This is a genomic window from Arthrobacter horti, from assembly GCF_030731045.1.
Lineage (GTDB): Bacteria > Actinomycetota > Actinomycetes > Actinomycetales > Micrococcaceae > Arthrobacter_E > Arthrobacter_E nanjingensis.
In genome coordinates this window covers 1-26899 of record NZ_JAVALS010000015.1, presented here as the reverse complement: position 1 = coordinate 26899, position 26899 = coordinate 1, and the positions used below count along the sequence as shown (strand labels likewise).

Here is a 26899-nt window from a genome sequence, read left to right as displayed (position 1 = left end):
GGGCGGCCCGCCACCCGCTACCGTTGAATCATGGCTGAAACTCCTTTCCGGGTCGTGACGGTGTGCACCGGCAACATCTGCCGCTCACCCATGGCCGAATACCTCCTGCGCCACGCCCTCCAGGAGGACACGCGGCGGCATCCGGAGGAGTGGGGCCACGCGGGCGAGGGCCATGCGGGCGAAGGCGCAGCCGAGTCCGTCCGCCGCACCGTCGTCGTCGATTCCGCCGGGATCAGCGACGAGGAGGCTGGCCGCCCCATGGACAGCCGCGCGGCCTCGCAGCTGCGGGAGCTCGGCGTGGACCCGGCCGGCCACGTGGCGCGCGCCTGGGACAACGCCTGGTTCCAGGGGCGGGACCTCATCCTGGCCATGGACGTGAACCACTACCGCGCACTGATCCGCTGGGCCCCGGACGAGCGCTCCCGCGCCAAGGTGCGGATGTTCCGCTCCTTCGATCCGGCCCTGGCCGGGAAAGACCCCGAAGAACAGGGCATCTACGACCCCTGGTACGGGGACCGTGCGGACTTCGTGGAATGCGGCGACATGATCTCCTCCACGCTGGAACCTCTGGTGGCCTTCATCCGTGCCTCGGTGGCGCACGAGGCCCAGCCCGAGTGACCACGTCCCCGAAGAAGGCGCCGCTGCTCATCGGCATCGATGGACGCTCCGGCGCCGGCAAGACCACCCTGGCCGTCGAACTCAGCGCGCGGCTGCGCGCACATCGCAGCGTCTCCCTGTTCCACATCGAAGACATCTATCCTGGATGGGACGGGCTCGAGGCCGGCATCCGCCGCTATGTGGACACCGTCCTCACCCCACTGTCCACAGCCCACGACGCCGAATGGACCACCTGGGACTGGTCCGCCGATGATGACGGCCCCCGCAAGACCACTCCCGTGGCGGACGTGGTGGTCATCGAGGGCGTCGGCGCCTGCTCCGAGGCGGCCCGGGACCTCCTGGACGTGACCATCTGGGTCGAAGCCGAGGAACCCGAGCGCAAGGCCCGCGCTCTGGACCGCGATGGCGAAACCTACATCCCGTTCTGGGACACCTGGGCCGGCCAGGAGACCGGCTGGCTGGCCGACGATCCGGTTCCGGAACGGGCAGACATCCTGGTCCGCAATCAGGCGGACGGCACCGCCGTGAGCCAGGTCCTGGATCTCCTCTGTCACCACCCGGCGGCTGCCACCGCGCTGGCCCCCGAACACGCCTGGCTGGCCTCCCGCCCCGTGACCATCGAAGCTGCGGGACCGCTGGACGGCGTGGACCCGGAACGGCTCTTCCACTCCCTCTTCGGCAGCCTGGAGCGAGCCGTCTGGCTGGACTCGTCCGACGCCGGACGGCCGGGTTCCACTCGCAACCGCTTCAGCATCCTGGCCGGCGGACCGGCCCTGGGCCTCGCCGCCACCCACCGTGCGGGCACCACCGAGCTGAGCCGCGACGCCGCCGTCGCGCGCTTTGACCTGCCCTTCTTCCGCTGGCTCGGCACCGCCTGGACACCCACGACGACGCCCGCGCCGGACGGCTATGACTGCCCGTTCCGCCTCGGTTGGCTGGGCTGGCTGGGGTATGAGCTCAAGCGGGAGACGGGCGGCTCCGATGTGGACACCTCCGCCGCCGCTGTCCCCGACGCGGCGCTGCTGTTCGCCGACCGGGCCGTGGTCCTGGACCATGAGCGCGGAACCGCGTGGGCCCTCAGCCTCGTACTCCCGGGCGACGACGACGGCTGGACCGCCACGGTCAGACATGCCCTGGAAGCCGCCCGGCAGGCACCCGCAGGGCCGGCACCGGGACTGGCCGCTCCGGCTTTCACCGCCCGCGACTCGCACCGGTCCTACCTGGAGAAGGTCGTCGCCAGCCAGGACCAGATCCGCGAGGGCAACAGCTACGAGGTCTGCCTGACCACCACCCTGAGCGCACCCGCCCCCGGCTTCGACCCCTGGGAGGCCTACCGGGCCCTGCGCCGCCGCAACCCCGCGCCGTTCGCGAGCTTCCTGCGTTTCGGGGCCGTCACGGTGGCCAGCACCTCCCCGGAACGGTTCCTGTCCATCGGCGCATCCGGGGACATGCTCGCCGAGCCGATCAAGGGCACCCGGCGCCGTTCCCCGGACCCCACCGAGGACGCCGCGCTCAAGGTGGACCTGGCCACGAGCCTGAAGGACCGCGCGGAGAACGTCATGATCGTGGACCTGCTCCGCAACGACCTCAGCCACTTCTCCGTGCCCGGCAGCGTCACGGTCCCGCGCCTCCTGGCCATCGAAAGCTACGCCACGGTGCACCAGATGGTCAGCAGCATCGGGGCACAGCTCGCGCCCGGGGCTTCCCGGGTGGAGGCCATCGCCGCGGCGTTCCCGGCGGGCTCCATGACCGGCGCGCCCAAGATCAGCACCATGGACATCCTGGACGGGCTGGAAGACGGGCCGCGCGGGGTCTACTCGGGCGCCGTCGGCTACTTCTCACTGGACGGATCCGTGGACCTCTCCGTGGTGATCCGCACCCTTGTGGCCGCCGGGTCCGGCGAGGACACGGTGCTCAGCCTGGGCGTCGGCGGGGCAATCACGGCGGACTCGGACCCCGAGGACGAATATCAGGAGATCCGCACCAAGGCGTTCGGCGTGCTCAGCACGCTGGGTGCGGAGTATCCGGGCGCCTGAGCCCGCTTAAACGACGACGCCGGAGCGTCACCTGCGGGAGGTGACGCTCCGGCGTCGTGCTTCAAAGGCCTACTGGGCCACCGGCTGCGGCGAGGTCAGGCGGTAGAGGGCGTCGACGTCGCGCACGGCACCCTTGTCCGCAGAGGTCGCCATGGCCGCGTAGGCGCGCAGCGCCGCGGAGACCTCGCGCTCACGGCCCACCGGGTGGTAGCCCGTGGTGGCCTCGATCCGCTCGCGGCGGGCGTCCAGCACGTCCTGGTCCACCAGCAGCTCCAGGGAGCGGGTGGGGATGTCGATGCGGATGAGGTCGCCGTCCTCCACCAGGGCGATCGCGCCACCGGACGCGGCCTCCGGCGAGATGTGGCCGATGGACAGGCCGGAGGTGCCGCCGGAGAAGCGGCCGTCCGTGATCAGGGCGCACTTCTTGCCCAGGCCGCGGCCCTTGAGGAAGGAGGTCGGGTAGAGCATCTCCTGCATGCCCGGGCCGCCCTTGGGGCCCTCGTAGCGGATGACCACCACGTCGCCCTCCTTGACGGTCTTGTTCAAGATCTTCTCCACGGCCTCATCCTGGGATTCGCACACCACGGCCGGGCCTTCGAAGGTCCAGATGGACTCGTCCACGCCGGCGGTCTTCACCACGGCGCCGTCCAACGCGACGTTGCCGTGCAGCACGGCCAGGCCGCCGTCCTTGGAGTAGGCGTGCTCCACGGAGCGGATGCAGCCGCCCTCGGAATCCGTGTCCAGGGAGGTCCACACGTTCGACTGGGAGAAGGCGGTGGAGGAGCGGACGCCGCCGGGGGCCGCGTGCCACAGGTCCTGGGCCTCCTGGGTGGCCTTGCCACCGCGGATGTCCCAGTCGTCCAGCCAGCCGTTGAGGTCCTCCGAGTGCACCGAGTGCACGTCCTGGTGGAGCAGGCCGCCGCGGTTCAGCTCGCCGAGCAGGGCGGGGATGCCGCCGGCGCGGTGCACGTCCTCCATGTAGTAGGTCTTGTCCTTGGCCACGTTCGGGGCCACCTTGGCCAGGCAGGGCACCTGGCGGGACTTGGCGTCCATCTCGGCCAGGCCGTAGTCCACGCCGGCCTCCTGGGCCGCGGCCAGCAGGTGCAGGATCGTGTTGGTGGAGCCGCCCATGGAGATGTCCAGGGCCATGGCGTTGTCGAAGGCCTTGGCCGTGGCGATGGAGCGGGGCAGGACGGAGGCGTCATCGCCGTCGTAGTAGCGCTTGACCAGGTCCACCACCGTGGCGCCGGCCTTCTCGTAGAGCGCCTTGCGGGCGGTGTGCGTGGCCAGCACGGAGCCGTTGCCCGGCAGGGAGAGGCCGATGGCCTCGGTCAGGCAGTTCATGGAGTTGGCCGTGAACATGCCGGAGCAGGAGCCGCAGGTGGGGCAGGCGTTCTCTTCGATGAGGTTGATGTCCGCATCCGAGATGGACTCGTCCACGGCGTCCGCGATCGCGTTGACCAGGTCCAGCGAGCGCACCGAGCCGTCCGTGAGGGTCACGCGGCCGGCCTCCATGGGGCCGCCGGAGACGAACACGGTGGGGATGTTCAGGCGCAGGGCGGCCATGAGCATGCCGGGGGTGATCTTGTCGCAGTTGGAGATGCAGACCAGGGCGTCGGCGCAGTGCGCGTTGGCCATGTACTCCACCGAGTCGGCGATCAGGTCGCGGGACGGCAGCGAGTAAAGCATGCCGCCGTGGCCCATGGCGATGCCGTCATCCACGGCGATCGTGTTGAACTCGCGCGGCACGGCGCCGGCGGCAAGGATCGCGTCGGAGACGATCCGGCCCACGGGGGCGAGGTGCGTGTGGCCGGGGACGAACTCGGTGAAGGAGTTCGCGACGGCGATGATCGGCTTGCCGATGTCGGAATTGGCGACGCCGGACGCACGCAGCAGTGCGCGGGCTCCAGCCATGTTGCGGCCGTGGGTGACAGTGCGAGAACGGTATGCGGGCATGCTGTCAGTCTTTCGCGCGGATACCGTGACACCAAGACGGTGTCAATACTGGTAGTGGGAGTACTAGGATTGATCCTCTGTGATGACCGGCTCGGTGAGCCACCGCGGCCTGACTCTGCTGAGCACGTCGTCCTCGCCCTGCTGAGACAGTGGGTTTCCGCTGAAACAGTGGGTTTAAACCACTGTTTCAGCGGAAACCCACTGTCTCGGCGGAGTCCTTGGCCCACGCAACCGCCACCCACGACGAAAGGCCCCCACCATGAACGACCCCGAAGCCTGGCGCAAGGAGCTGGGGAACTTCCTGGCCGCGCGTCGTCGTCAGGCGGTGCGCGGTGACTACGGCCTGCCGCAAGCCGGCCGGGGCAAGGACGTGGGGCTGCGGCGGGAGGAGGTCGCGTTCCTCTCCGCCATCTCCGTGACCTGGTACACCTGGCTGGAACAGGGCCGGAAGGTCAACCCGTCCCGCGAGGTGCTGACCAGCCTGGCCACCGTCCTCCGCCTTGACCCGGCCGAGCAGCGCTATCTGCTCACGCCCTTCGGATACGCCGCACCCGCTCCCGGGCCCGGCACCGCAGAGACCACCGCACACGTCCAGCGGCTCCTGGACGCGATCGGGCCCAACCCTGCTCTGGCGCTGGAAGGGAACTGGGACATCGTGGCCTGGAACCGGGCCTACAGCGATCTGTTCCCGCGCGTCCTGGAGGTCACCGGCCCGGAGCGGAACCTCCTGAAACTCGTATTCACCGACCCCGCCGTCCGAGCCCTGCTGCCCGACTGGGAACAGACCAGCGCCCAGTTCCTGGCCGAATTCCGCGCCGAGACGGGCTCCCGGATCCAGGACGCCCGGAAGGCCAGCCTGGTGGCGGAGCTGATGCAGTCGAGCCCGGACTTCCGGGCCCAATGGGAGGCCTATGGCATCCGCGGCTTCACCCCGCGCACCCGCGCGTTCAACCACCCGGACGGCCGCACGGTCACCTATGAGCACCACCAGCTGAGCCTCGCCGACGCCCCAGCGCTGAAGCTGATCGTATACACGCCGGCGTCGGGCGCTGACAATCCAGCGGACGACGACGGCGGTCTCGGCTCCCGCTGACCGGTTCCAGCTACTGCAACGTCGCCGACAGCCGGCAGACGTTGTCCACATACTTGGACAGCACGGACCGCTCCTGCCACTCCTCCAGGCCGAGCTCCCGGGACGTCCCCCGGTACTGGTCCTGAACCACGCGCAGGTCCCGCACGATCTCCGGGCCCACCATCATGAGGGACACCTCGAAGTTCAGCGAGAAGGACCGCATGTCCATATTGCTGGAGCCCAGGACGGCCACCTCGTCATCAACGGTGAAGTGCTTGGCGTGCAGCACGGCCGGCGCCTTGTAGAGGAAGATCCGCACCCCGGCCTCCAGCAGCGCCTGGTAGTAGGACCGCTGGGCGTGGTGCACCAGGAACTGGTCGCCCTGTTCGGAGACGAACAGCTCCACCTGGACCCCGCGCTGCACAGCCGTGGTGATCGCGTACAGGAGCGAGTCGTCCGGGACGAAGTACGGGCTGCAGATGGAGACCCGCTCCTGGGCCGAGTAGATCAGGGCGTTGAAAAGCCGCAGATTGTTTTCCTGGGCGAACCCGGGGCCGCTCGGGACCACCTGGGCGGGGACGGCGCCGTGCACGGGGGCGGGCAGGTGGATCTGCGGCTCCAGCGACTCGTCCGTCTCGCTCAGCCAGTCCGTGGCGAACACCACGTTCAGGCTCGCCACCACCGGCCCCTCCACCCGGGCCATGAGTTCCACCCAGCGGCGCCCTGCCTTGCGGTTCTTGGACTTGTTGTAGGACGGTTCGGTGAGGTTCTGGGATCCGGTGAACGCCACTTCGCCGTCGACCACCAGGATCTTCCGGTGATTGCGCAGGTCCGGGCGGCGCCATTGGCCGGCCAGCGGCATCACGGGGAGCATGCGCTGCCAGCGGATGTGGGAGGCCTTGAGCCGGCGCAGCAGCCGGCGGTATCCGGGGATCCGCAGGGTGCCGATGTGGTCGAACAGGAGCCGGACCTCGACCCCCCGGAGCGCGGCCTCCTCCAGCGCGGTGAACAGCGGTTCCGTCACGGCGTCGTAGGCCATGATGTAGAACTCGACGTTGACGAAGCGCTTGGCCTGCCGCACCTCTGCCGCCATGGCCTGGATGGAATCCTCGTAGCCGGGGATCAGTTCCACGTGGTTGCCGGCCGTGAGGGGCTGGGCGCCCAGGCGGCGGTTGAGTTCGACGGCGGAGCGCAGCCAGGCGGGAAGGTGCAGCTCGTCCGGGGCGACTTCCAGGAGGGAGCTGGATTCGCGCACGCGGCGGTTGACGTCCTCCAGTTCGCGGACCCGCCGTCCTTTGAGCCGGAAGTTGCCGAACAGCAGGAAGAGGATCAGGCCGGCGTCGGGGATCAGGAAGATGGCCAGCAGCCAGGCCATGGCAGTGGTGGGGCGCCGGTTTCCTGGCACCACACCGAGCAGGACCACGCGGATCACGAAGTCCACCACCACCCAGATGGTGAAGCCCACGGTCCAGTCCTGAGGCCAGGCATATGGCAGCATGCATTCCCCCGTTCCGTCCGCCGGTTCCCGGTCGGGGCCACCGCGCGTTGTTCCGAGGATAGCGGGCCGGTGCGACACTTCTCCCGTTGTCCACATGCACAGGCCCGCGCCTCGTTCCCCGCCGCGGGTCAGTACCCTTGATTCCATGACCTCAGCGCCTGCCAGCACCGTGCTCGTTTTCCTCGATCCCGCCCACCCGGACGGGCGCGTGGCGGACGCGTCCGTGCCGCAGCTGATGGCCACGGATCTGGGGGCGACGCGCGGCGACGGCGTCTTCGAATCCCTTCTGGTGCTCAACGGGAAGCTGAGGAAACTGCCCGCCCACCTGGCCCGCCTGGCCGGCTCGGCGAAGGCCCTGGACCTGGCGCTCAGCGCCCCGGACGCCTGGCGAGCGGCCATCTCCACGGCCGTGGACCTCTACCTGGAGACCCACCCCGGCATCGACGAGTTCGTGGTGAAGCTCCTGGTCAGCCGCGGGGTGGAAGGTGCCGGCGCGCCCACTGAATGGGTCCAGGCCAGCCCGGCCCCCGCCCTGGGGAAGAAACAGCGCGTGGAGGGCGTCGACGTCGTACTCCTGGACCGTGGCTACGACAGCGATCTGGCCGACCGCGCCCCGTGGCTGCTGCTGGGTGCCAAGACGCTCTCCTACGCCGTCAACATGGCCGCCCTGCGGCACGCGCACAGCATCGGCGCGGACGACGTCATCTTCACCTCTGCGGACGGCCGCGTCCTGGAGGGCCCGACGTCCACCGTGCTGCTGGCGCACCGGGACGTGAACGACGACGGCACTGTCACCAAACGCCTCGTCACCCCTCTGCTGGACGCCGGCATCCTCCCGGGAACCTCCCAGGGTGCGCTGTTCGCCGCGGCCAAGGCGGCCGGCTGGGAGCTGGGCTACGGACCGCTGGAGCCGGAGGACCTGTTCGATGCCGACGCCGTGTGGCTGATCTCCTCGATCCGGCTGATCGCACCGGTCAAGCACATCGACGGCAAGGTCATCGGCTCCGACCCGGCCGTCGCCGCGGAGCTCACAGCCGAGCTGAACACGTTGTTCCTCGGGATCGAATAAGGCCCCGTTCCCCTTCCGCGAGCGGTCATTTAGTCGCAGTCGCAGCGCCCCGGACTGCGATTAACTGGCGCTTCGCGTAGGTGAGGCGGGGCCGAAGCTCAGATCTCCGCCGCCATGACCACGCGCGGCCAGCGGTCCAGGCCGTGCGCCGCCTCACCCGCGACCTTGGCCCTCAGCTCAGGGCCCCACGCGGCCTCCGGCAGCTCGGCGAAGCCCAGCCTCGCGTAGTACGGGGCGTTCCAGGGAACGTCACGGAAGGTCGTGAGGGTCACCCGGGACTCGCCCCGCTCCCTCGCCGTCGCACGGAAGAACTCCAGCAGCCGCGCTCCGAGACCCTGCCGCGCGTGCTGAGGGTGCACGCTCAGCTGCTCCAGGTGCGCAGCCCCGTCCAGCGTCTCGCCGACCGCGTAGGCGGCCACGGCGCCGTCGTCGGTTTCCGTTGAAAGGGTCAGGACCCAGGCCTGAGCGGCCGCGACGAAGCCCGCCAGCTCCGCGTCGGAGAAGGCCTCGTCGTCCGCGATCGATGCCATGCCCACCTGCCGGAAGAGCTGTCCCGCGGCCAGCTCCAGGGCCTGGACGGCGGGGAAATCCTCGGGAGTCATGGCGCGGATCATGCCTCCAGTCAACCACCCCGCCGCGGCGGCCGGATGACCTCCCGTGAAGTCCGGTGACGGCATGTGCCGCCCCGTGACGCGCGTCGTTGACCTCGCGTGACGCCGCCCAGCAGACTGCCTGGAGAACACGACCGTGGAGTGGGAGGGGAGCCGCGTGGACAGCATCCGGCAGCTCGAGGAGTGGCAGGGCCTGCGCGGCATCAACCGCGTCTGGGAGTTCGACGCACCCGTGGAAACCGTCTTCCGCGCGCACACCGACCCCCTCTGGCTGGCGCGCTGGCTGGTGCCGGAGGGCGTGGAGCTGCGCTTCCGCCGCTGGGACGCGCGTACCGGCGGTTCGTGGAGTTACTCGGTGGGCGCCGATGGCGAGGACTGGAGCTTCTACGGCGCCTTCCACGAGCTGTCCGACCCCTGGCGGATCGTGCAGACCGTGGAGGCGGAGGCCGATTCGCACGGCCCCGTGCTGGAGGTGCTCGACTTCCTGGAGCTTCCCGGCGGCGGATGCCGCCTCGAGGCGATCGCCATGTTCACCACCCCCGCCGCGCGGGAGGAGGTGGGCGGGTCGGACGACGACGGCGGCCTGGCCCGCCTCACAGCGCTCCTCGCCGAGGTGGCGCCGTAGTTCAGTCGCTGAGGCGTCGGCCGATTGTCCCTCCGGCGGCGCTGCGGTCCTGCGGCTCTGCGGCTCGGCGGTCCTGCGGCTCTGCGGCTCGGCGGTCCTGCGGCTCTGCGGCTCGGCGCTGCGGTCCTGCCGAAACAGTGGGTTTCCGCTGAGACAGTGGGTTTAGACCACTGTTTCAGCGGAAACCCACTGTTTCAGCGAGAGCCGGCCGGGTCGGGGGCGGTCCCGTCCGTCGCCTCCACCCGTCATCTCCGGCTGCGCACCGCGAAGCCCGCACACAGCACCACGGTCAGCCCGCCCAGGAGCGTGGGCCAGGTGATCGCCTCTCCCAGCAGCAGCGCCGCCCAGACGATCGACAGCACCGGCTGGACCAGCTGCACCTGACTCACGGAGGTCATGGGCCCGATCGCCAGGCCGCGGTACCAGGCGAAGTAGCCCAGGTACATGCTCACCACGGCCAGGTAGGTGAATGATCCCCATTGGGCGGCGTCGGCGTGGAATGGCTCCGTCGCCACCGAGTACCCGCTCAGCAGAACCATGACCGGCAGAGAGAGGACCAGCGCCCAGGACACCGTCTGCCACGAGCCGAGTTCCCGGGAGAGCAGCCCGCCCTCGGCATAGCCCACGGCTGCGGCGGCGATGGCGCCGAACAGGAGCCAGTCCGCGGCCTGGAGCCCCTCCAGACCACCGTTCCGGAGCGAAGCGAACAGCAGCACGGCCAGGGCGCCCGCTGCGGAAAAGAGCCAGAACCGCAGACGGGGACGTTCCCTGCCACGGAGCACGGCCAGGACCGCGGTGACGGCCGGCAGCACCGCACCCACCACGGCCCCGTGACTGGCCGGCGCCGTCTGGAGTGCCAGGGTGGAAAGGAATGGGAAGCCCACCACGATGCCCAGCGCCACCACGGCCAGCCGCCACCACTGGTGGCGGGTGGGCAGCGGCTGGCGGGTCACCAGGAGCACCGCGAGCGCCAGGAACCCCGCGACGGCGGCCCGCCCGGCTCCGACGAACAGCGGCGGCAATCCGGCCACTGCCACCCGGGTGAGCGGCACGGTGAGGGAGAAGGCGACGACGCCGAGCAGCCCCCACCAGAGGCCCGCGGCGGCGCTGCGCGGGAAGTGATTGTGCGGGACGTGATTGCGCGGGCTCGGATCGAGTGCGTCGGGCTGATGCGGTGTGGGGCCGAGAGCGGTCCGGGCCGGCGAATCGGTGGATAGCACCAGGGGAATTTTCGCAGTAGCGCTACTATGTATCTTCATGAACAACGATAGCACTGGGCGAATCGTCGCGGCACTGCGGAGCTGGATCGCGACCGCGCCGGACGGGGCTCAGCTGCCCTCCAGCCGCGAACTCGTGGCCCGCTTCAACGCCGGCCCCGTCACGGTTCAGAAGGCGCTCCGGCAGCTCGGCGCCCTGGGCCTGGTGGAGAGCCGCCCCGGGGTGGGCACCTTCGTCCGCCGGCCCCGCACCTCGAAGCCCCAGGACTTCGGCTGGCAGACGCTCGCCCTCCGCACCCCGCACGGCGCCCTCGGTCTCCCGCCGGTCAGCCTGCACCTCCCCACCCCGGAGACGATCGGCCTGCACAGCGGCTACCCCGCCGTCGGCCTTCTCCCGGAACGCCTGGTGCGCACCGCGCTGGCCCGCGCCGCCCGCACCGAGGCCGCACTCGCGTGGTCCCCCGCCGAGGGCCTGCCGGAGCTGCGCGCCTGGTTCGCCGGCGAACTCGCGGCCGTCACCGCCCCTGGGCTCACTCCACCGTCGGCGCGCGACGTGCTGGTCCTCCCCGGGAGCCAGAGCGGTCTCAGTTCGATCTTCCGCGCGCTCGTGGGGACGGGCCGGCCGCTCCTGATCGAGTCGCCCACGTACTGGGGCGCGCTGCTCGCGGCCGCGCAGGCGGGCGTCCGCCTGGTTCCCGTCGCCTCCGGCCCCGATGGCCCGGACCCAGAGGACCTGGAGCGCGCCTTCCAGGAGAGCGGCGCCCGCGCGTTCTACGCCCAGCCGCACTACGCCAACCCCACCGGTGCTCAGTGGGATGCCGGCCACGCGGAGGCGATCCTCGGCGTCGTGCGTGAACAGGGCGCCTTCCTCATTGAGGACGACTGGGCCCACGACTTCGGCATCGAGACGCGGCCCCGGCCGCTGGCCGCCCAGGACGACGCCGGCCACGTGGTCTACATCCGCTCGCTGACCAAGAGCGTCTCGCCGTCGCTCCGCGTGGCGGCTCTCGTGGCCCGCGGCCCGGCCCTGCAGCGCATCCTGGCCGACCGCGCAGCCGAAACGATGTACGTCAGCGGCGTCCTGCAGGCAGCCGCGCTCGACGTCGTGACCCAGCCTGCGTTCGCACGGCACCTCTCCGGGGTGCGGGGGCAACTGGCGGAGCGGCGGGATCTGCTCCTGGCCTCGCTGGCCGAGCGCCTGCCGGAGGCCTATGTGGAGCATGTGCCGCGCGGCGGGCTGAATCTGTGGGTGCGGCTGCCGGACGGCACGGACGTCCCTCGTCTGGTGCGCGACGCCGCGGTGCGGGGCGTGCTCGTGGCGGACGGGACGGGCTGGTTCCCGGCTGAGCCGTCGGGCGCGTACCTGCGGCTGAACTTCTCCGGCCCGGCGCCGGAGCGTTTCCCGGAGGGGGTCGGGCTCCTGGCGGAGGCGCTGCGGGACCAGGCCTGAGCGCACCGCCCGCAAGGCCCGGGCAACCCCGCACAGCCCCGCGAAACAGTGGGTTTCCGCTGAAACAGTGGGTTCAAACCACTGTTTCAGCGGAAGGGGCCCACAGCGGCGAGGGTCCCGGGCCGAGCGAAGCGAGGTCTGGGAGCCGCTGGGGACCACTGTTTCAGCGGACGGGACCCGGTCTCATACCTGTCCGGCAGCAACGGCAAGGGCTGTTCCTTTCCCGCGCATCGGCCTAGCGTGGAGAGTGAGGCCTTTGCCCCGCCGCCGTCGTCGGGATCACGGCGCGAACACCCGGTGACGGTGGTTCCATCCTGAGAGGGAGGGAAGCGCCCATGACGTCACTCTGGCTGGACCGGGCTCCCATCAGCGGGGCCACTCTATTCATCCCGGGCTCCGAATTCGACACCGTGGTGGTGGGCGCCGGCATCACCGGGCTGTCCACGGCCCTGCTGCTGGCAAGGTCCGGGCAGCGCGTCGCGGTGGTGGAAGCCCGCACCGTCGGCGCCGGAACCACTGGCAACACCACCGCCAAACTCAGCCTCCTGCAGGGCACCGTGCTCTCCGGGCTCCGCACCCGCCACCCCCTGAGCCTGGTGGACGCCTATGTGCAGGCCAACCGGGAGGGGCAGACCTGGCTTCTGGACTTCCTGGAACAGAACCGGGTGCCCTTCCAGCGGCGGGACGCGTACGTCTTCTCCGTCACGGACCGCGGCACCCGAGAAGTGGAAGCGGAGCTGCGCGCGGCCCAGGACGCCGATCTGAGCGTGGTGGAGGCGATGGCCACCGAGCTGCCGTTCCCGGTCCGGGCCGCGATCCGCCTCGACGACCAGGCCCAGTTCGACCCCCTGGACGTCCTGGAGGCCATGACCCGGGACTTCCTGGCCCACGGCGGGACGCTGCTGGAAGGGGTGCGCGTTCACGGCATCGCGGAAAGCCATCCGCTGACCCTGCAGACGAGCGCGGGGCGCCTGCGCGCGGACCACGCGGTCCTCGCCACCGGGATCCCGTTCCTGGACCGGGGCGGGTACTACGGCCGGCTGATCTCCTCCCAGTCGTACGCCGCGGCGCTCCGGCTCCCCACCACGGCGCCGGTGCCGCAGGGCATGTACCTCTCGGCCGAATCGCCTGGTCGCTCGCTGCGCAGCGTTCCCACCGACGACGCCGAGCTGCTCCTGGTGGGCGGCAACGGTCACCTCGCGGGCCAGGAACCGTCGCCGCGGGAACGGCTGGACGGACTGCTCGACTGGGGCCTCCACCACTTCCCCGGCGCCGAGGTCACCCACACCTGGTCCGGACAGGACTACCGGTCCGCGGACCGGCTCCCCTACATCGGCCCGATGCTCCTGGGCGGCGGCCGGATCTTCGTGGCCACCGGCTTCAACAAGTGGGGCATGAGCAACGGCGTGGCGGCGGGGCTCGCCCTCAACGCGGAGATCGTGAGTGGCACTCCAGAGTGGGCCGAGGAGCTGCGGAGCCGCCCGACCACCTCGCCGGGGCTCCGCTCGGCATTCGCCCTGAACACCTCGGTGCTGGCGTCCTGGGCGAAAGACTGGGTGACGTCCCGGATGACGGCCCCGGAGGACGCCCGGCACGTGGTTCCCCGGGAAGGCCACGGTCTGGTGGCCCGTCAGGGAGCTGTTCCGGAGGCGGTGTCCACGGTGGACGGGCTGACGTGCCGGCTGTCGGCCGTGTGCACGCACCGGGGCGGGATCGTCCGCTGGAACGACGCGGAGCTCAGCTGGGACTGCCTGTTGCACGGGTCCCGGTTCGGCCCGGGAGGCCAGGTCCTGCAGGGACCGGCCACGCGGGACCTGGAAGTGGAATCGCTGTCCTCCGGCACCGGACCACACGAACCGGAGGGGTGAACCCAGGCGCCGTCACCGGGCCGCCCCGGGCCGAAACCCCCACCGGTTTCACCCACGGATATGCGGTTGACCCACTCACATTTCGGTGGGTCAAGCACATATCCGTGGGTGAGAGGGGAACGATCCGGTCCGCTCCGGTTCATGACAGAAGATGAAGGCACCCGTCATACTTCTCCCCGCGGCCTGGTGCTAGATTTCTGAATGAGTAACGAGCACCGGTGACAAGCCCTGACTGGCCGGTCGGCAACCCTCCTGACGCGGCGGGGTGCCTCAGGTGACTACTCGGCATGTGTCAACTGCAAGCGCGAAGGAGCCTCCCATGCCTGCATCCGAATCCACCACCGAGGCCGGCACGACGCCCGCCAAGGCCGCCCCGCGGACCCGCACCGCCCGCGGCGCGGCAGCCAAGAGCACGGCGGCGAAGACCACCGCCGCCAAGAGCACGACGGCGCGCAGCGCGGCCGCGAAGGCCGCGGCTGCCGAAGCGGCTGCCGAAGCCGCAGCCCAGGAAGCGGCGGAGGCCGCCGTCGTCGTCGAGGAGAAGCCGGCCGTCCGCCTGCCCTACCGCCTTCTGACCGGCCCGGACACCCGCGAATTCTGTGAGCGGATCTCCGCCGCCCTGGCCGACGGGTACATCCTGTACGGCAGCCCGTCCGTGACGTTCAACGGGGAGACCGTGATCGCGGCCCAGGCCGTGGTCCTCCCCTACGCCCCGCCGGCGCCATATGCCGATCCGTACGCCCCCCCGGCTGCCGGTTTCGCCCCGTACGGCGGTGCTCTGTGAGCGATCAGGCGGTGAGCGGTTACGCCGGCGATCTGACCCCTCAGGAAGCCTGGGACAAGATCAAGGACGGCACGGCCGTGCTGGTGGATGTCCGCACGGAGGCCGAGTGGGCGCACATCGGCCGCCCGAAGTCCCCCGAGGGCGAGCCCCTGTTCATCCAGTGGAATCTGGCCGGCGGCGTGCCGAACCAGGCGTTCCTGGGCGAGCTCGAGGCGCAGGCCCCGAAGGACAAGGAACTCGTGTTCCTGTGCCGCTCCGGGCAGCGCTCCATCGCGGCCGCGGAAGCGGCGACGGCGGCCGGCTGGGCGTCGTACAACGTGCTGGAGGGCTTCGAGGGCGTTCCGGACCGCTTCGGTGAGCGCACGGTGAACGGCTGGAAGAACTCCGGCCTCCCGACGACGATCGGCGGCTGAGGCGTGGCGTTCAACCCCGAGACCGAGAACTGGTCCCCCGCCACCCAGGCGGTGCGCGGCGGACTGGACCGGACCAACTTCTTCGAGACCTCCGAGGCCCTGTTCCTGAACTCCGGCTTCGTGTACGACTCCGCCGAGGCCGCCGAACGCGCCTTCACGGGTGAGGACGAGCGCTTCGTCTACTCCCGCTACGGCAACCCGACAGTGGCCACGTTCCAGGAGCGCCTGCGCCTGCTGGAGGGCACCGAGGCATGCTTCGCCACGGCCTCCGGCATGTCCGCCGTGTTCACCGCGCTGGGTGCACTGCTGGCCGCCGGGGACCGCGTGGTCGCGGCCCGCTCGCTCTTCGGTTCCTGCTTCGTGATCCTCAACGAGATCCTGCCCCGCTGGGGTGTGGAGACGGTGTTCGTGGACGGCCCCGACCTGGACCAGTGGCGCGAGGCGCTGTCCGTGCCGACGCAGGCCGTGTTCTTCGAGTCGCCGTCCAACCCGATGCAGGAGATCGTGGACATCGCCGCGGTCAGCGAACTCGCGCACGCCGCGGGCGCCACCGTGGTGGCGGACAACGTCTTCGCCACCCCCATGCTGCAGCGCTGCACGGACCTGGGCGCCGACGTCGTGGTCTACTCCGGCACCAAGCACATCGACGGCCAGGGGCGCGTCATGGGTGGCGCGATCCTGGGCACCAAGGAGTTCATCGACGGTCCCGTCAAGAACCTCATGCGCCACACGGGCCCGTCCCTCTCCAGCTTCAACGCCTGGGTGCTGACCAAGGGCCTGGAGACGCTGGACATGCGCGTGCGGCACTCGTCTGCGTCCGCGCTGAAGCTGGCCGAATGGCTGGAGCAGCAGCCCGAGGTGACGTGGGTGAAGTACCCGCTCCTGCCCTCGCACCCGCAGTACCAGCTGGCGAAGCGGCAGATGAGCGCCGGCGGCACCGTGCTGACGTTCGAGCTCGCGGCGCTGCCGGGCGGCACCGCCAAGGATGCCGCGTTCAAAGTGCTGAACGGGCTGAAGATCGTGGACATCTCCAACAACCTGGGCGATTCCAAGAGCCTCATCACGCATCCGGCGACGACGACGCACCGCGCCATGGGTGCCGAAGGCCGGGCCGCGATCGGGCTGGGCGACGGCGTGGTGCGGCTGAGCGTGGGCCTGGAGGATGTGGACGACCTGATCCGCGACTTCAAGGGCGCGCTGGCCTGACCTTTCCGTCCGCAGGACCTGCGCGGCCCGGTGACTCACCGTCACCGGGCCGCAGGTGTGTCGGGGGCCGGGTTGCGGGTGCGGGCCACCGCGCGCGTACAGGCCGCTCCGGCGCGGCGGATACGCTGGTGCGGTGTCATTCGGGGGAACCGCGCAGCAGCTGAATACGGACGAGCCGGCCCATTGGGTCCAAGATGGCGAGGACTTCGTCCTGACGGTCAGGGCTGCGGAACGCAGGGACGCCTTGCGGCCGGTGGTCTGGCTCACGGCCGTGGCGGCCGGCATCCTGGCCGCGGGCCTGTCCGCGAGTGCGGGCTCGGGCACGCAGGTGGCGCTGGGGCTCGCGACCCTGGTCTTCGCGACGGTCGCGTTCGTGCAGTACTACCTTCGTCTGCTGGGCGCCGCACGGCTGGTCACCCTCCGTTTCGGCCCTCAGGAACTGACCATCACGGATGGCGACAGACCGCCCGTGGTCCGGCCACTGTCCGCGGTGACACGAGTGCTGATCGCGCACGACGGCGCGCCGGCCAGGATCCGTACGGAGCTGGCCAGGGAGCAATTCAGCTGGACGATCGGGGATTTGTATCGGCACAATACGATCGCCCCGTTCGTGGACGCGGTCCCGTCCGCCCTGAGAGGACGGTTGACGGGGCTGGGCCTGGTGGGCGGCACGGTCACGCAACGGCGGGTCCGGGTCAGTGAGTACCGCAGTCGGCGGCATTGAAGCACGACCGGGCTAAAACCGGTCCAGGCACGGGCAGGGCTCCATGGGGACCGCTCCCCATCGACGATTCTTCAGCGGGGCGGATAGTTTTGAGTCAAGAGAAGCCGGGAACGCCGGATTCACCACTCAAAGGAGTATGACCATGGGTATTTGGGGTGCAGACGTCCAGCAGCTGCGGGCTCTCGGCAAGAAGCTCGACAACGGCGGACAGACCATCGATGACCAGCGCACTCAGCTCACCAGCGCCCTGAACGGTACCCAGTGGATGGGCCCGGACGCCGATAAGTTCAAGAACGAATGGCAGTCCCAGCACGTCCCGGCCCTGAACAAGGTCGCCGAGGCCCTGCGCACCGCCGGCAAGAGCGCCGCGAAGAACGCCACCGAGCAGGAGACCGCCTCCAAGTAAGGCCACCCGGCTCACACCGCGACGGCGGGCACCCCACCCGGGGAGCCCGCCGTCGTCGGCACTTAAAACCCATAACGCGGGGAGAACCGTCATGGGGAGCGCTGCCCATCGACGGGCGGGGTCCGCTCGGAATACGGTGTCCCCGGACACCGGGACGGCGATGGGCCGCGGACATAAGGAGAATCATGGGAATCTGGGGCGCAGATGTGAATCAGCTCCGCACGCTGGGCAAGAAGCTGCAGCACGGGGCGGACGTACTGAACGACCAGCGGACCCAGCTGGCAGCCACGCTGAACGGCACGCAGTGGATGGGACCGGACGCGGATTCGTTCCGCAACGAGTGGGACTCGGTCCACTTCCCGGCCTTGGTCAACGCCGCTCACGCGCTGAGCGAGGCCGGCACGCGCGCGGCGCAGAACGCCAACGAGCAGGAGATCGCCTCTCGCTGACCCACTCCCCCGCGAACGCGAAGAGTCCGTGACAGAAACTTTCCACCGGGAAAAACCCTGAAATCACGGGGAACCGGGCCCATGGGGAGCGAATGGGGACCTCTCCCCATCGACGATCCTCCATTCATTGGATAGTTTTGTTCCAGAGGTTCACGGAAACGAACCGCCTTCTCAGGGAGGTGAGCCGGGAGCCCGCTACGGAAACCACTGATTTGGGACCCCGGCACAGTTCGGATCCATCACAACAACTAAGGAGTATGACCATGGGTATTTGGGGTGCAGACGTCCAGCAGCTGCGGGCTCTCGGCAAGAAGCTCGACAACGGCGGACAGACCATCGATGACCAGCGCACTCAGCTCACCAGCGCCCTGAACGGTACCCAGTGGATGGGCCCGGACGCCGATAAGTTCAAGAACGAATGGCAGTCCCAGCACGTCCCGGCCCTGAACAAGGTCGCCGAGGCCCTGCGCACCGCCGGCAAGAGCGCCGCGAAGAACGCCACCGAGCAGGAGACCGCCTCCAAGTAAGGCCACCCGGCTCACACCGCGACGGCGGGCACCCCACCCGGGGAGCCCGCCGTCGTCGGCACTTAAAACCCGCGTAAGCCGACAGGCCCAGGGGTCCCCGGCCGAGCTTGCGAGGCGGGGGTGGGCTGGCGGCGCACTTAATCGCAGTGCACCTCGATGCGACTGCGATCAAGTGGCGTCTCGCGGGAAGAGACGGGCGGAACGGGACCCTAGCCGTCCGCGCCGGCAGGCGTGGTGGTCGGCTTCAGGCCCAGGGTGTCGAGGGCCTTGAGGGCGTACTTGTTGGTGAAGGTGTTGCCCACCGTCACCTTGGAGATGTCCATGCCGATCTGCGTCTCCATGGCGGCGATGGTCTTGGGGCCGCCCGCGGGCATGATGCCGTCCGGCAGGAACTGGCCCTTGTCCTGGGTGAGGGCCTTGACGTAGTCGTCCTTGGTGATGTTCTTGTTCGCCGTGTAGTCGGCCGGGAGCTTGTCCGCGATCTCCTGGGCGGAGTGCGTCTTGATCCACTGCATGGTCTCCACCAGGGCGTTGACCACGCCCTGGACAGCGCTCTCGTGGTCCTTCACCCAGCTGGACTGGGCCAGGACGCTCGCTGCGGGCCAGTTGCCGCCCACGGCCGCGGTGGCACCGTCCGTGGTGGCGAGGTCGATGGCGGACTGGGCTACTCCCTTGCTCTCCATGGCGGTCACGGTGGGCTGGGTGGTCATGACGCAGTCGGCCAGGCCGTTCTTGATGGCCGCGATGGCGGTGGCGCCGGCGCCGGCCTTCACGGTGGCGTAGTCGGACTTCTTGACACCGGCCTTGGCCGCGACGAACTGGGTCAGGGTGTCCGTGCCGGATCCGAGGTCCGTGACGCCCATCTTCTTGCCCTTGATGTCGGCACCGGAGTGGACATTGGCATTGGGGCTGCACATGATGCGTTCACCCGGTGCGCCGGAAAGCTGCACGACGTCGATGACGTCCTTGCCCTTGGACTGGAAGTCGAAGGTGTGGAGGTACCAGGCGCCCGCCATGTCCACCTGGCCCGAGGCCATGGCGTCTTCAGCGCCCACGCCGCCGTCCTGCTCCGTGGAGAGCTGCATGTCGATCCCGTACTTCTTGTACAGGCCGAGCTGCTCCGCCAGCTTGTACGGCAGGTAGATCTGCTTGTCGATGCCGCCGACCATCATCTTGACCGTCTGCATCTGGCCGGAGCCGGTGGCCCCGCCACTTGCGGCGCCACCGCCGTTGCCGGCCGAGGTGCTGCTGCCACAGGCCGTCATGCTGAGCGCCACGGCTCCAGCGGCGAGAGTGGCGAGGATAGTGCGCTTCTTCATTGTTTTACGCATCCTTATTCTTTGATCCCCAAGGGGTGTGTTGACTGGTGGGTGAAGACTTCGATGAGCCTGTGGCTCAGATGGAGGCGGCCTCGGAACGGTTCGGTGGACGCCACTTGAGCAGGGACTTCTCCAGAAGACCGATGAGGTACTCGGCGGCGAGCGTGATGACGGAGATGATCACCATGCAGGCGAAGACCGTGTCCGGGTCGAAGCTGCCTTGTGCCTGGCTGATGATGAGGCCCAGGCCTTGCTGGGCACCCAGCACCTCCGCCACCAGGGCGCCGATGATGGCGAAGCCGAGGGCCGTGTGGAAGCTGGCGATGATCCAGGTCATGGCGGACGGAATGGTCACGTTCATGGCCACCTGAAGAGGCGAGGCGCCGAGGACGCGGACGTTGGCCACCAGGTTCTGGTCGACTTCCCGGACGCCCTGGAAGGCGTTGAAGAAGACCACAAAGAACACGAGGACCGCGGCCAGGAGGGCCTTGGGGAACATGCCCAGGCCAAAAGCGACCATGAAGATGGAGCCGAGGACGATGCGGGGGATCGAGTTCACGATCCGGATGTACGGACCCATCACGGCGGAGAGGTACTTGTTGGACCCCAGGAGGATGCCGAGGAGGCCGCCGGCGAGCGTTCCCGCCACGAAGCCGTACAGCGCTTCCTGCATGGTGATCCAGATGTTCTCCCAGATACTGCCGAAGGAGGTCCCCTCGGTGAAGAGCTTCACCAGGGCTTCCCAGATCTGGGTGGGCTGGCCGAAGAAGAACTTGTCCACCCAGCCGAGTTCCGTGAACAGCTGCCATCCTCCGAAGACGATGACCGCCACACCGATGCGGCCCGCCCAGATCCAGAGCCGTCTCCGCTGCGCGCCTCTGCGTGCCGCGGCCTGGAGATCTACGGGGTTCTGTTTGGGGTACACGTGCGTTCCTACATGGTTGGTTGCCGCGGTGGTCATGCTGCTGCACCTGCCGTCTTGGCGTAGGCCCGGGTCACTTCATCCTTGAGCGACTCCCAGATCTGCTCCTGCAGTTCCAGGAAGCGGTCTTCGTGACGGATGTGCTGAACGTTGCCGCGCGGGCGGGGAAGGTCGATGTCGAAGACGTCCTTGACTGATCCAGGGCTGGAGGTCATGACCACCACCCGGTCGGAGAGCGCCACGGCTTCGTCCAGGTCGTGGGTGATGAAGAGGACGGAGGGGCGGAGTTCCTCCCAGAGCTGCAGGAGTTCGTTCTGCATGATGGCCTTGGTCTGCACGTCGAGTGCGCCGAAAGGCTCGTCCATGAGGAGGATCCGGGGGTTGTTGATGAGAGCCGCGGCCATGGCTACGCGCTTGCGCATACCGCCGGAGAGCTGGTGCGGGTAGCGGTCCTCGAAGCCGGCCAGGCCCACACGGCGCAGCCAGTCACGGGCCAGGTCCGTGGCCTCGCGCTTGGGGGTCCCCAGGAGGACGGGGCCCATCATGACGTTGTTGAGCACGGTCTTCCAGGGGAACAGGGCGTCCGCCTGGAACATGTAGCTGACACCGTTGGTGATGCCGTCCACCACGTGATTGCCGACGCTCACGGAGCCTTCGCTGGGCTTCTCCAGACCGGAGACCTGCGCCAGGGTCGTCGATTTGCCGCAACCGGTGGGGCCCACGATCGAGCAGAACTGGCCGGGCTCGATGGCCAGAGCCACGTCCTTGATGGCGGTGAACACCTCGCCCTTGGGGGTCAGGTACCGCTTGGTCAGCCCGGTGATCTGAATGCGTGCCGCGTCCTCCGCCCCCTCCCGGAGTGCACTGGGCCGCTGTGAATCGTCTGCCATCGTGGAAGACCTCTCTTGTCGTGGCGGGGGACTTCCGCGTCCGTCCCTGCCTGAAAACCGTGTTCGCCGTCCCGGCTTGATTTGCCTGAGCCCCCGGACTGCGGGATCCTTTCCCCGTGTTCCGTGAGCTGCATCACAGCGATTGCACCAACCATAGAAATGACCCCGGCAGGCCAGCCAGAGTTGCGCGGCTTGCGAGGGTTATCAGCTTTCATTCATGTTTTGAGCCTTTTGATCATTCGAGGAGGACGTAAGTGAATCCGGCCCGGACGTGGTGGCGGGCACGGCCTCTCGCCTCGCAGATCCTGGTGTGGACGCTGTGCATCCTGCTGCTCACGGTGACGCTGGGAGGTTTCGTGACCAGCCGGATCCTGCGCCAGAACCTGGATGACCAGTACCGGGACCGCGCGCTCGGCATCGCCACGACCTTCGCCCAGATGCCGGAGATCGCCGCGGACCTTCAGACGCACGACCCGCGCGCGAGGATCCAGACGCTCGCCGAGCAGGTGCGCAGGCAGGCGCACCCGGACTACGTCGTCGTGACCGATCTGAACGGCGTGCGCTTCTCCCACCCGAACCCGCTGCTGATCGGGAAGACGCTGGAGGAGCCGATCGCAGTGCTGGACGGGCAGCCGCACGTGGGGACGGACCCGGGCAGCCTGGGGCCGTCCGCGAACGCCAAGGCGCCGCTGTTCGACGCGTCGGGAAAGCTGATCGGGCAGGTGTCCGTGGGCATCCTGGAGGCCTCGGTGGACACGGCCGACTGGGCCGATGTGAGCCTGGTGGCAGCCTATTCGGCGCTGGTCCTGCTGATCGGCGCCGCCGGGTCGCTGCTGCTGGCGCGGGGCATCAAGCGCGCCACATTCGGCCTGGAACCGCCGGAGATCGCGTCCCTGCTGCAGGAGCGGGAGGCGCTGCTGCACGGCATCCGTGAGGCGATGGTGGGGCTCGACGACGACGGCCGCGTCACCGTGATCAACTCGGAGGGGCGGAGGCTGCTGGGTCTGGACGCCGCGGTGCTGGGCCGCCCGATCCGGGAGCTGCTGCCGGAGGGCCGGCTGTTGGACGTTCTGAGCGGGGACGATGTGGGCGATGACCAGGTGGTCATCACGGACGACGCACTGCTGGTGGCGAACCGGCGCCCGGTCAGTGTGGCGGGGCGGAGCATCGGGGCCGTGGTGACGCTGCGGGACCGGACCGAGGTGGAGGTGCTGGTGCGGGATCTGCGGGCCACGGAGGGCTTGATCGAGGCGCTCCGGGCGCAGGAACACGAGTACGCGAACCGGTTGCACGTGGTGACGGGGCTGCTGGACGAGGGCGAGGTGGAGCAGGCGCGGCGCTTCGTCTCCAGCATTTCGGACACCTCCCGCTCCCTGGGCGAGGGCCTGCGCTCCCGGGTGGAGCCGCCGGAGCTGGCGGCGCTGATCCTGGCGAAGGTGACGATCGCCGCGGAACAGGACGTGACGCTCACCGTCACGGAGGATTCCCAGCTCAGGCAGCCGCAGGTGCCCACGGCGGAGCTGCTCACCCTGATCGGCAACCTACTGGACAATGCGATCGACGCCGTCGTCGGGCACGACGGCGAGCGGGCGGTGACGCTGCAGCTGGACGATTCGGACGGGGTGTTCGCAGCCGTGACGGACACTGGGCCGGGGGTGCCGGCCGAGCTGGTGGGCGAGGTGTTCCGGGACGGGTTCAGCACCAAGGAGGCGCGGCCGGGGATGCGGCGCGGGATCGGGCTGGCGCTCGTGGCGCGGATCGTGCGGCGCGCAGGTGGCACGCTGGACGTGTTCCCCGGGCCGGGTGGACGCTTTGAAGTATGGCTGCCGGGTTCGGCGGCGGAGGAGGACGAGGGATGATCCGGACGCTGGTGGTCGACGACGACTACCGGGTGGCGCGGCTGCACGCGGCACATGTGGGGCGCGTGCCCGGCTATGAGTGCGTCGGCGAGGCGCATTCGGCGGCGGAGGCGCGGGAGCTCGTGGCCGCCTTGAAACCGCAGCTCCTGCTGCTGGACGTGTACCTGCCGGACGAGGACGGGCTGTCCCTGCTGCGATCCTTGCGGGATGAGGGCGTGGACGTGGACGCCGTGGTCATCACGGCCGCGCGGGACGCCGCGACGGTGCGGGAGGCGATGCGGGGCGGGGCGGTGTATTACCTGGTCAAACCGTTCGGGGCGCGGCAGCTGACCGAGCAGCTGGAGGCGTACCGGACGTGGCGGCAGAACGTGGAGCGGGACATCTCCGGGCAGCAGGACGTGGATGCGCTGTTCGCGTCCCGGCATGCGGCGCTGCCCGCGGCGGGGAGTGTCCGGCGCGGCTCGCTGCCGCCGACCATGCAGAAGGTGCTGGACGCGGTGCAGGCGGCGGAGGCGCCGCTCGGGGCGCAGGACGTGTCCGATCTGATCGGCATCTCCCGGCCCACGGCGCAGCGCTACCTGAGCGAGCTGGAGCGCAAGGGCCGGGTGCAGCTGGTGCTGGAGTACGGCGCGACGGGCCGGCCGGTGAACACCTACTCCCCCGCCCCTCCCTCCTCCCCGCGAACCGTCAGTTGATCGCAGTCGCGGCGCGACTGCGAGCATGTGACCACTCGATCCGGCACGGCATGCCATCATGGCACACTATGGAATAAATCTGCTGTTTCGAGTGCTTTACTGGATGCAGCCGCGGACACGCCGCGACACCTCTGAAAGGACATCCCATGACTGAGTCGGCCCCCAGCGAACTGTTCGCCGGGAAGGTTGCTGTCATCACCGGCGCGTCGGCCGGCATCGGTTCCGGGTACGCGCGCCAGGCGGCGTCGCTGGGCATGAGGCTGGTGCTCGCGGATATCGCCGAAGAGCGGCTGAACGGCTTCGCGGAGGAGCTGCGGCAGGGTGGGGCCGAGGTGGAGGCCGTGGTCACCGACGTGAGCGACGCGGCTTCCGTGGAGGCGCTGGCGGAGCGCGCGTACGCCCGCTTCGGCGCGGTGGACATGCTGATCAACAATGCCGGCATCATGGCGATGGGCTGGTCCTGGGAGATCCCCGCGGAGAAGTGGGACGCAATGCTGCGGATCAACATCGGGGGTTACGTGAACGGCCTGCGCGCGTTCGTGCCGCGGATGCTGGAGCAGGGCACGCAGGGCTGGATCCTGCAGACGTCCTCGATCGGCGGCATCTTCCCCAGCCCGCTCATGTCCCCGTACAGCGTCACCAAGTTCGGCACGCTGGCGCTGACCGAGTCGCTGCACTACGAACTGCAGATGATGAAGGCCCCCATCCAGGTGTCCGTGGTCATGCCCGACTCGGTCAAGAGCGACATCTTCACCGCCGCGAAGGCCGGCGGCACGCTGCCGGAGGCGCAGGCGTTCAACGACGCGCTGCAGCAGCGTTCCGAGACCGCCGGCATCACGCCGGAGGAGCACGCGCGCCGCGTGTTCGAGCAGGTGGCGGAGGGCCGGTACTGGGTCACCCCGCAGCCGGAGGCGATCGACCAGGGCGTGGTGCCGCGCGCCGAGATGATCCGCGGCCGCGTCACCCCTGAGCTCAACCTCGGGATGTGATGCGCGACGACGGCGCGTGGCCGCCGTCGTCGTCCAGGCATACGGAAGGCGCCGCTCGGGAGGGCGGCGCCTTCCGCGTTTTCGCTGCTCAGCCGCAGCTGACGGTCTGGTTGTTCACCGTGACGACGCCATTGGCGTTGGTGGTGAAGGTGAAGGCCGCGTGCATGCTGAGGGTCATGGAGGGGTCCGAGACGCTGGTTCCCTGGAAATTGAACGTCGCGTGGGTGACGGAGTTCTTGTTGTTCATTTCCGCGCCGAACCATTCCTGGACATGACCGGTGAAGGTGGCCGTGGACCAGTCGCTGAGGGTGGTGACCAAAGTGACCTGGCCTTCCTCCGTGGTGGTGAACCAGGAATCACCGGCGTTGTTGACGGTGAGGTGCTGGATCGAGTTGCCGGTGCCCCAGAATGCGGTGACGCCGGGGCCGGCGCAGGTGACGGGGATGGCGTCGTTGATGGTGTTGCTGTGCGTGGTGGTGGTCGTGTTGGCGGATGCCACCGTCGCGGTGCCGACGGCGAGCAGGGCAGTGGCGCAGATCGCGCCGAGGGTGCGGAACATGAGGTTCCTCCTGAGAGTGCCCGGGCCTGCCTCGGCGCTGCTTCCTCTGCAGAACGCACGACGTCGCGCGGCACCGGGCGGTGCCGCGACGTGGAGACCGGTTCAGGGCTGGGGAGTGGTAGCTGGCAGGCGTGCGCCTGCCGTGAGTTCACCGGGGCCCGTGAGGGCTGCGGTGGACTGGGGCGGGGATTCCAGCCTCCCGGGCCATGCTGTAGGAGGTCAGCATGGACTGATCACAGTGCACTCGAATTTTAAGTCCGCGGGGTACGGAGGGGCAAGGGTTTTGCAGATGGCGTGGTGGTCCGTGACGTTAGCGGGTGCGTCAGCGCGAGCCGACCGCAGCGTCAGCGCGAGCCGACCGCAGCGTCAGCGCGAGCCGACCGCAGCGTCAGCGGGTGCCGTGGAGGCGCCAGGCTCGGGCGAGGCCGGCCAGGAGGGCGATCGCCAGGAGGCCGGAGACGGCCCAGAGGATCTCGTTGCCGGGCGAGCCGAGGCCGAAGGTCGTGATGCAAGTTCCGGGGCGGTCGACGTAATCGATGCAGACGCCGTGACCGAAGCTCTGGACGTAGAGGTTGAACACGGCCAGGGCGAGGAGGCAGAGGATCCACGGCCAGCGCCAGTTCCAGGGGAGCTTGGCGTTGGGGGTGCGGTCTGGTGGTGTCGTCATTGAGCCTCCTACGGATGAAAGTTTAGACGCTATCGCGAATGGACGCTCGTTAAATAGCGCACCCGAGCTTTATTGACGTTTGTGCGCTGCCGAATCCTTGTCGGAGCCCTCCCATAGACTGGGAAGGACGAAACGAGGTAGTTGTGGCGAAGCAGATCAACGTGGTCGGAGCAGTAATTCTCAGGGACGGTCAGGTTCTCTGCGCACAGCGCGGGCTTGGCGGGGCGCTGGGCGGAATGTGGGAGTTCCCCGGAGGGAAAATCGAACCCGGCGAGACCCCTCGGGCGGCCCTCGAGCGCGAAATTGTTGAGGAGCTTCGCTGCCAGGTGGAGGTTGGCGAGGAAGTCACGAGCCTGTCAAGTTGTTTGTGTAAGCGGGGCGTTGCCGGGTTTCTAGAGGTAGGGCTGGATTCGGTCGGGGTAGGCCAGGGCGAGTTGGGCGAGGGCTTGTTTCCAGTTCGTGGTGATCTG

Annotated in this window: 25 protein-coding genes, 2 pseudogenes and 1 riboswitch; of the genes and pseudogenes, 18 read left to right on the top strand and 9 right to left on the bottom strand. The window is 69.1% G+C overall.

The genetic code is table 11. From position 1 onward, the window contains the following. Positions 1–30: 30 nt before the first annotated feature. Both Q9R02_RS14890 and pabB read left to right on the top strand, forming a co-directional pair. Positions 31–618 carry a low molecular weight protein-tyrosine-phosphatase gene (locus Q9R02_RS14890; protein WP_305997494.1) on the top strand — a complete coding sequence of 196 codons (588 nt, stop codon included), beginning with the start codon at positions 31–33 and terminating at the stop codon, positions 616–618. After that, the gene (pabB, locus tag Q9R02_RS14885; protein ID WP_425279267.1) at positions 534–2654 is read left to right on the top strand and encodes an aminodeoxychorismate synthase component I; all 2121 of its coding nucleotides are present in this window, start codon (positions 534–536) and stop codon (positions 2652–2654) included. The genes Q9R02_RS14890 and pabB overlap by 85 nt, the downstream gene beginning before the upstream one ends. Before the next feature lie 69 nt (positions 2655–2723). Here pabB and ilvD read toward each other — a convergent pair whose 3' ends face one another. Next, positions 2724–4610, bottom strand: coding sequence for a dihydroxy-acid dehydratase (gene ilvD / locus Q9R02_RS14880; protein ID WP_305997492.1), 1887 nt, complete (start codon positions 4608–4610; stop codon positions 2724–2726). Between the two features lie 259 nt (positions 4611–4869). On the opposite strand from ilvD, the gene Q9R02_RS14875 reads away from it, so the two are divergent. Further along, entirely contained in the window at positions 4870–5703 is an 834-nt protein-coding gene (locus Q9R02_RS14875; RefSeq protein WP_305997491.1) for a helix-turn-helix transcriptional regulator, read from the top strand. Between the two features lie 10 nt (positions 5704–5713). On the opposite strand, the gene cls is transcribed toward Q9R02_RS14875, so the two are convergent. After that, on the bottom strand, positions 5714–7180 hold the full coding sequence (gene cls, locus Q9R02_RS14870; RefSeq protein ID WP_305997490.1) for a cardiolipin synthase: 1467 nt from the start codon (positions 7178–7180) through the stop codon (positions 5714–5716). Between the two features lie 145 nt (positions 7181–7325). Between cls and Q9R02_RS14865 the strand changes: the two genes are divergently transcribed. After that, positions 7326–8249, top strand: a complete 924-nt coding sequence (locus Q9R02_RS14865) for an aminodeoxychorismate lyase (RefSeq protein WP_305997489.1) — start codon at positions 7326–7328, stop codon at positions 8247–8249. 98 nt (positions 8250–8347) lie between these two features. Here the strand turns inward: Q9R02_RS14865 and Q9R02_RS14860 are convergent, their stop codons facing one another. Further along, a complete protein-coding gene (locus Q9R02_RS14860; RefSeq protein ID WP_305997488.1) occupies positions 8348–8851 on the bottom strand; it encodes a GNAT family N-acetyltransferase in 504 nt (167 codons plus the stop codon). A gap of 166 nt (positions 8852–9017) precedes the next feature. Between Q9R02_RS14860 and Q9R02_RS14855 the strand changes: the two genes are divergently transcribed. Then, positions 9018–9485: an SRPBCC domain-containing protein gene (locus Q9R02_RS14855; RefSeq protein WP_305997487.1), complete on the top strand. Its 468-nt coding sequence runs from the start codon at positions 9018–9020 to the stop codon at positions 9483–9485. 245 nt (positions 9486–9730) lie between these two features. On the opposite strand, the gene Q9R02_RS14850 is transcribed toward Q9R02_RS14855, so the two are convergent. Next, on the bottom strand, positions 9731–10705 hold the full coding sequence (locus tag Q9R02_RS14850) for a DMT family transporter (RefSeq protein ID WP_305997486.1): 975 nt from the start codon (positions 10703–10705) through the stop codon (positions 9731–9733). Between the two features lie 37 nt (positions 10706–10742). Between Q9R02_RS14850 and Q9R02_RS14845 the strand changes: the two genes are divergently transcribed. From Q9R02_RS14845 to Q9R02_RS14805, 9 genes and pseudogenes are all read left to right on the top strand, one after another. Further along, positions 10743–12152, top strand: coding sequence for an aminotransferase-like domain-containing protein (locus tag Q9R02_RS14845; protein WP_305997485.1), 1410 nt, complete (start codon positions 10743–10745; stop codon positions 12150–12152). Positions 12153–12487: 335 nt separating this feature from the next. Then, positions 12488–14020: an FAD-dependent oxidoreductase gene (locus Q9R02_RS14840; RefSeq protein ID WP_305997484.1), complete on the top strand. Its 1533-nt coding sequence runs from the start codon at positions 12488–12490 to the stop codon at positions 14018–14020. A 204-nt stretch (positions 14021–14224) separates the two neighbouring features. Next, positions 14225–14331, top strand: a riboswitch (SAM riboswitch). 245 nt (positions 14332–14576) lie between these two features. Further along, positions 14577–14732 (top strand): annotated as a pseudogene (locus Q9R02_RS14835) (DUF1737 domain-containing protein); the annotation flags it as partial. 68 nt (positions 14733–14800) lie between these two features. After that, positions 14801–15217 (top strand): rhodanese-like domain-containing protein, encoded by a 417-nt coding sequence (locus Q9R02_RS14830; protein WP_305997483.1) that lies wholly within the window; start codon positions 14801–14803, stop codon positions 15215–15217. Positions 15218–15220: 3 nt separating this feature from the next. Beyond that, positions 15221–16423, top strand: a complete 1203-nt coding sequence (locus tag Q9R02_RS14825; protein ID WP_305997482.1) for an O-succinylhomoserine sulfhydrylase — start codon at positions 15221–15223, stop codon at positions 16421–16423. Positions 16424–16556: 133 nt separating this feature from the next. After that, positions 16557–17147: a hypothetical protein gene (locus Q9R02_RS14820; RefSeq protein ID WP_305997481.1), complete on the top strand. Its 591-nt coding sequence runs from the start codon at positions 16557–16559 to the stop codon at positions 17145–17147. Positions 17148–17289: 142 nt separating this feature from the next. After that, positions 17290–17553, top strand: coding sequence for a WXG100 family type VII secretion target (locus Q9R02_RS14815; protein WP_305997479.1), 264 nt, complete (start codon positions 17290–17292; stop codon positions 17551–17553). A gap of 185 nt (positions 17554–17738) precedes the next feature. Further along, a complete protein-coding gene (locus tag Q9R02_RS14810; protein ID WP_305997480.1) occupies positions 17739–18002 on the top strand; it encodes a hypothetical protein in 264 nt (87 codons plus the stop codon). A gap of 263 nt (positions 18003–18265) precedes the next feature. Next, the gene (locus Q9R02_RS14805; protein ID WP_305997479.1) at positions 18266–18529 is read left to right on the top strand and encodes a WXG100 family type VII secretion target; all 264 of its coding nucleotides are present in this window, start codon (positions 18266–18268) and stop codon (positions 18527–18529) included. Positions 18530–18738: 209 nt separating this feature from the next. Here the strand turns inward: Q9R02_RS14805 and Q9R02_RS14800 are convergent, their stop codons facing one another. The 3 genes from Q9R02_RS14800 to Q9R02_RS14790 form a co-directional block, all read right to left on the bottom strand. Beyond that, positions 18739–19848 (bottom strand): ABC transporter substrate-binding protein, encoded by a 1110-nt coding sequence (locus Q9R02_RS14800; protein ID WP_305997478.1) that lies wholly within the window; start codon positions 19846–19848, stop codon positions 18739–18741. 76 nt (positions 19849–19924) lie between these two features. Then, complete coding sequence (locus tag Q9R02_RS14795) at positions 19925–20809, bottom strand: ABC transporter permease (protein ID WP_305997477.1); 885 nt, start codon at positions 20807–20809, stop codon at positions 19925–19927. Further along, on the bottom strand, positions 20806–21660 hold the full coding sequence (locus Q9R02_RS14790) for an ABC transporter ATP-binding protein (protein ID WP_305997476.1): 855 nt from the start codon (positions 21658–21660) through the stop codon (positions 20806–20808). Before Q9R02_RS14790 ends, Q9R02_RS14795 begins: the two co-directional genes overlap by 4 nt. Before the next feature lie 254 nt (positions 21661–21914). Between Q9R02_RS14790 and Q9R02_RS14785 the strand changes: the two genes are divergently transcribed. The 3 genes from Q9R02_RS14785 to Q9R02_RS14775 all read left to right on the top strand — a co-directional run bounded on the left by Q9R02_RS14785 (position 21915) and on the right by Q9R02_RS14775 (position 25203). Next, a complete protein-coding gene (locus tag Q9R02_RS14785; RefSeq protein ID WP_305997475.1) occupies positions 21915–23519 on the top strand; it encodes an ATP-binding protein in 1605 nt (534 codons plus the stop codon). Beyond that, positions 23516–24214, top strand: coding sequence for a response regulator (locus tag Q9R02_RS14780; protein WP_305997474.1), 699 nt, complete (start codon positions 23516–23518; stop codon positions 24212–24214). The genes Q9R02_RS14785 and Q9R02_RS14780 overlap by 4 nt, the downstream gene beginning before the upstream one ends. 146 nt (positions 24215–24360) lie before the next feature. After that, positions 24361–25203, top strand: coding sequence for an SDR family NAD(P)-dependent oxidoreductase (locus tag Q9R02_RS14775; RefSeq protein WP_305997473.1), 843 nt, complete (start codon positions 24361–24363; stop codon positions 25201–25203). Between the two features lie 88 nt (positions 25204–25291). On the opposite strand, the gene Q9R02_RS14770 is transcribed toward Q9R02_RS14775, so the two are convergent. Beyond that, positions 25292–25762, bottom strand: coding sequence for a hypothetical protein (locus Q9R02_RS14770; protein ID WP_305997472.1), 471 nt, complete (start codon positions 25760–25762; stop codon positions 25292–25294). Positions 25763–26150: 388 nt separating this feature from the next. Continuing rightward, a complete protein-coding gene (locus Q9R02_RS14765) occupies positions 26151–26429 on the bottom strand; it encodes a hypothetical protein (protein ID WP_305997471.1) in 279 nt (92 codons plus the stop codon). 143 nt (positions 26430–26572) lie between these two features. Between Q9R02_RS14765 and Q9R02_RS14760 the strand changes: the two are divergent. Beyond that, positions 26573–26791, top strand: a pseudogene (locus tag Q9R02_RS14760) (NUDIX domain-containing protein); the annotation flags it as partial. Between the last annotated feature and the right edge of the window lie 108 nt (positions 26792–26899).

What these genes read in the sequence shown, in the direction of transcription:
- Q9R02_RS14890 (WP_305997494.1), top strand. Translation starts at nt 31, where the DNA reads ATGGCTGAAACTCCTTTCCGGGTCGTGACGGTGTGCACCGGCAACATC.
- pabB (WP_425279267.1), top strand. Translation starts at nt 534, where the DNA reads ATGCGGCGACATGATCTCCTCCACGCTGGAACCTCTGGTGGCCTTCAT.
- ilvD (WP_305997492.1), bottom strand. Translation starts at nt 4,610, where the DNA reads ATGCCCGCATACCGTTCTCGCACTGTCACCCACGGCCGCAACATGGCT.
- Q9R02_RS14875 (WP_305997491.1), top strand. Translation starts at nt 4,870, where the DNA reads ATGAACGACCCCGAAGCCTGGCGCAAGGAGCTGGGGAACTTCCTGGCC.
- cls (WP_305997490.1), bottom strand. Translation starts at nt 7,180, where the DNA reads ATGCTGCCATATGCCTGGCCTCAGGACTGGACCGTGGGCTTCACCATC.
- Q9R02_RS14865 (WP_305997489.1), top strand. Translation starts at nt 7,326, where the DNA reads ATGACCTCAGCGCCTGCCAGCACCGTGCTCGTTTTCCTCGATCCCGCC.
- Q9R02_RS14860 (WP_305997488.1), bottom strand. Translation starts at nt 8,851, where the DNA reads ATGACTCCCGAGGATTTCCCCGCCGTCCAGGCCCTGGAGCTGGCCGCG.
- Q9R02_RS14845 (WP_305997485.1), top strand. Translation starts at nt 10,743, where the DNA reads ATGAACAACGATAGCACTGGGCGAATCGTCGCGGCACTGCGGAGCTGG.
- Q9R02_RS14840 (WP_305997484.1), top strand. Translation starts at nt 12,488, where the DNA reads ATGACGTCACTCTGGCTGGACCGGGCTCCCATCAGCGGGGCCACTCTA.
- Q9R02_RS14815 (WP_305997479.1), top strand. Translation starts at nt 17,290, where the DNA reads ATGGGTATTTGGGGTGCAGACGTCCAGCAGCTGCGGGCTCTCGGCAAG.
- Q9R02_RS14810 (WP_305997480.1), top strand. Translation starts at nt 17,739, where the DNA reads ATGGGAATCTGGGGCGCAGATGTGAATCAGCTCCGCACGCTGGGCAAG.
- Q9R02_RS14805 (WP_305997479.1), top strand. Translation starts at nt 18,266, where the DNA reads ATGGGTATTTGGGGTGCAGACGTCCAGCAGCTGCGGGCTCTCGGCAAG.
- Q9R02_RS14800 (WP_305997478.1), bottom strand. Translation starts at nt 19,848, where the DNA reads ATGAAGAAGCGCACTATCCTCGCCACTCTCGCCGCTGGAGCCGTGGCG.
- Q9R02_RS14795 (WP_305997477.1), bottom strand. Translation starts at nt 20,809, where the DNA reads ATGACCACCGCGGCAACCAACCATGTAGGAACGCACGTGTACCCCAAA.
- Q9R02_RS14790 (WP_305997476.1), bottom strand. Translation starts at nt 21,660, where the DNA reads ATGGCAGACGATTCACAGCGGCCCAGTGCACTCCGGGAGGGGGCGGAG.
- Q9R02_RS14780 (WP_305997474.1), top strand. Translation starts at nt 23,516, where the DNA reads ATGATCCGGACGCTGGTGGTCGACGACGACTACCGGGTGGCGCGGCTG.
- Q9R02_RS14775 (WP_305997473.1), top strand. Translation starts at nt 24,361, where the DNA reads ATGACTGAGTCGGCCCCCAGCGAACTGTTCGCCGGGAAGGTTGCTGTC.
- Q9R02_RS14770 (WP_305997472.1), bottom strand. Translation starts at nt 25,762, where the DNA reads ATGTTCCGCACCCTCGGCGCGATCTGCGCCACTGCCCTGCTCGCCGTC.
- Q9R02_RS14765 (WP_305997471.1), bottom strand. Translation starts at nt 26,429, where the DNA reads ATGACGACACCACCAGACCGCACCCCCAACGCCAAGCTCCCCTGGAAC.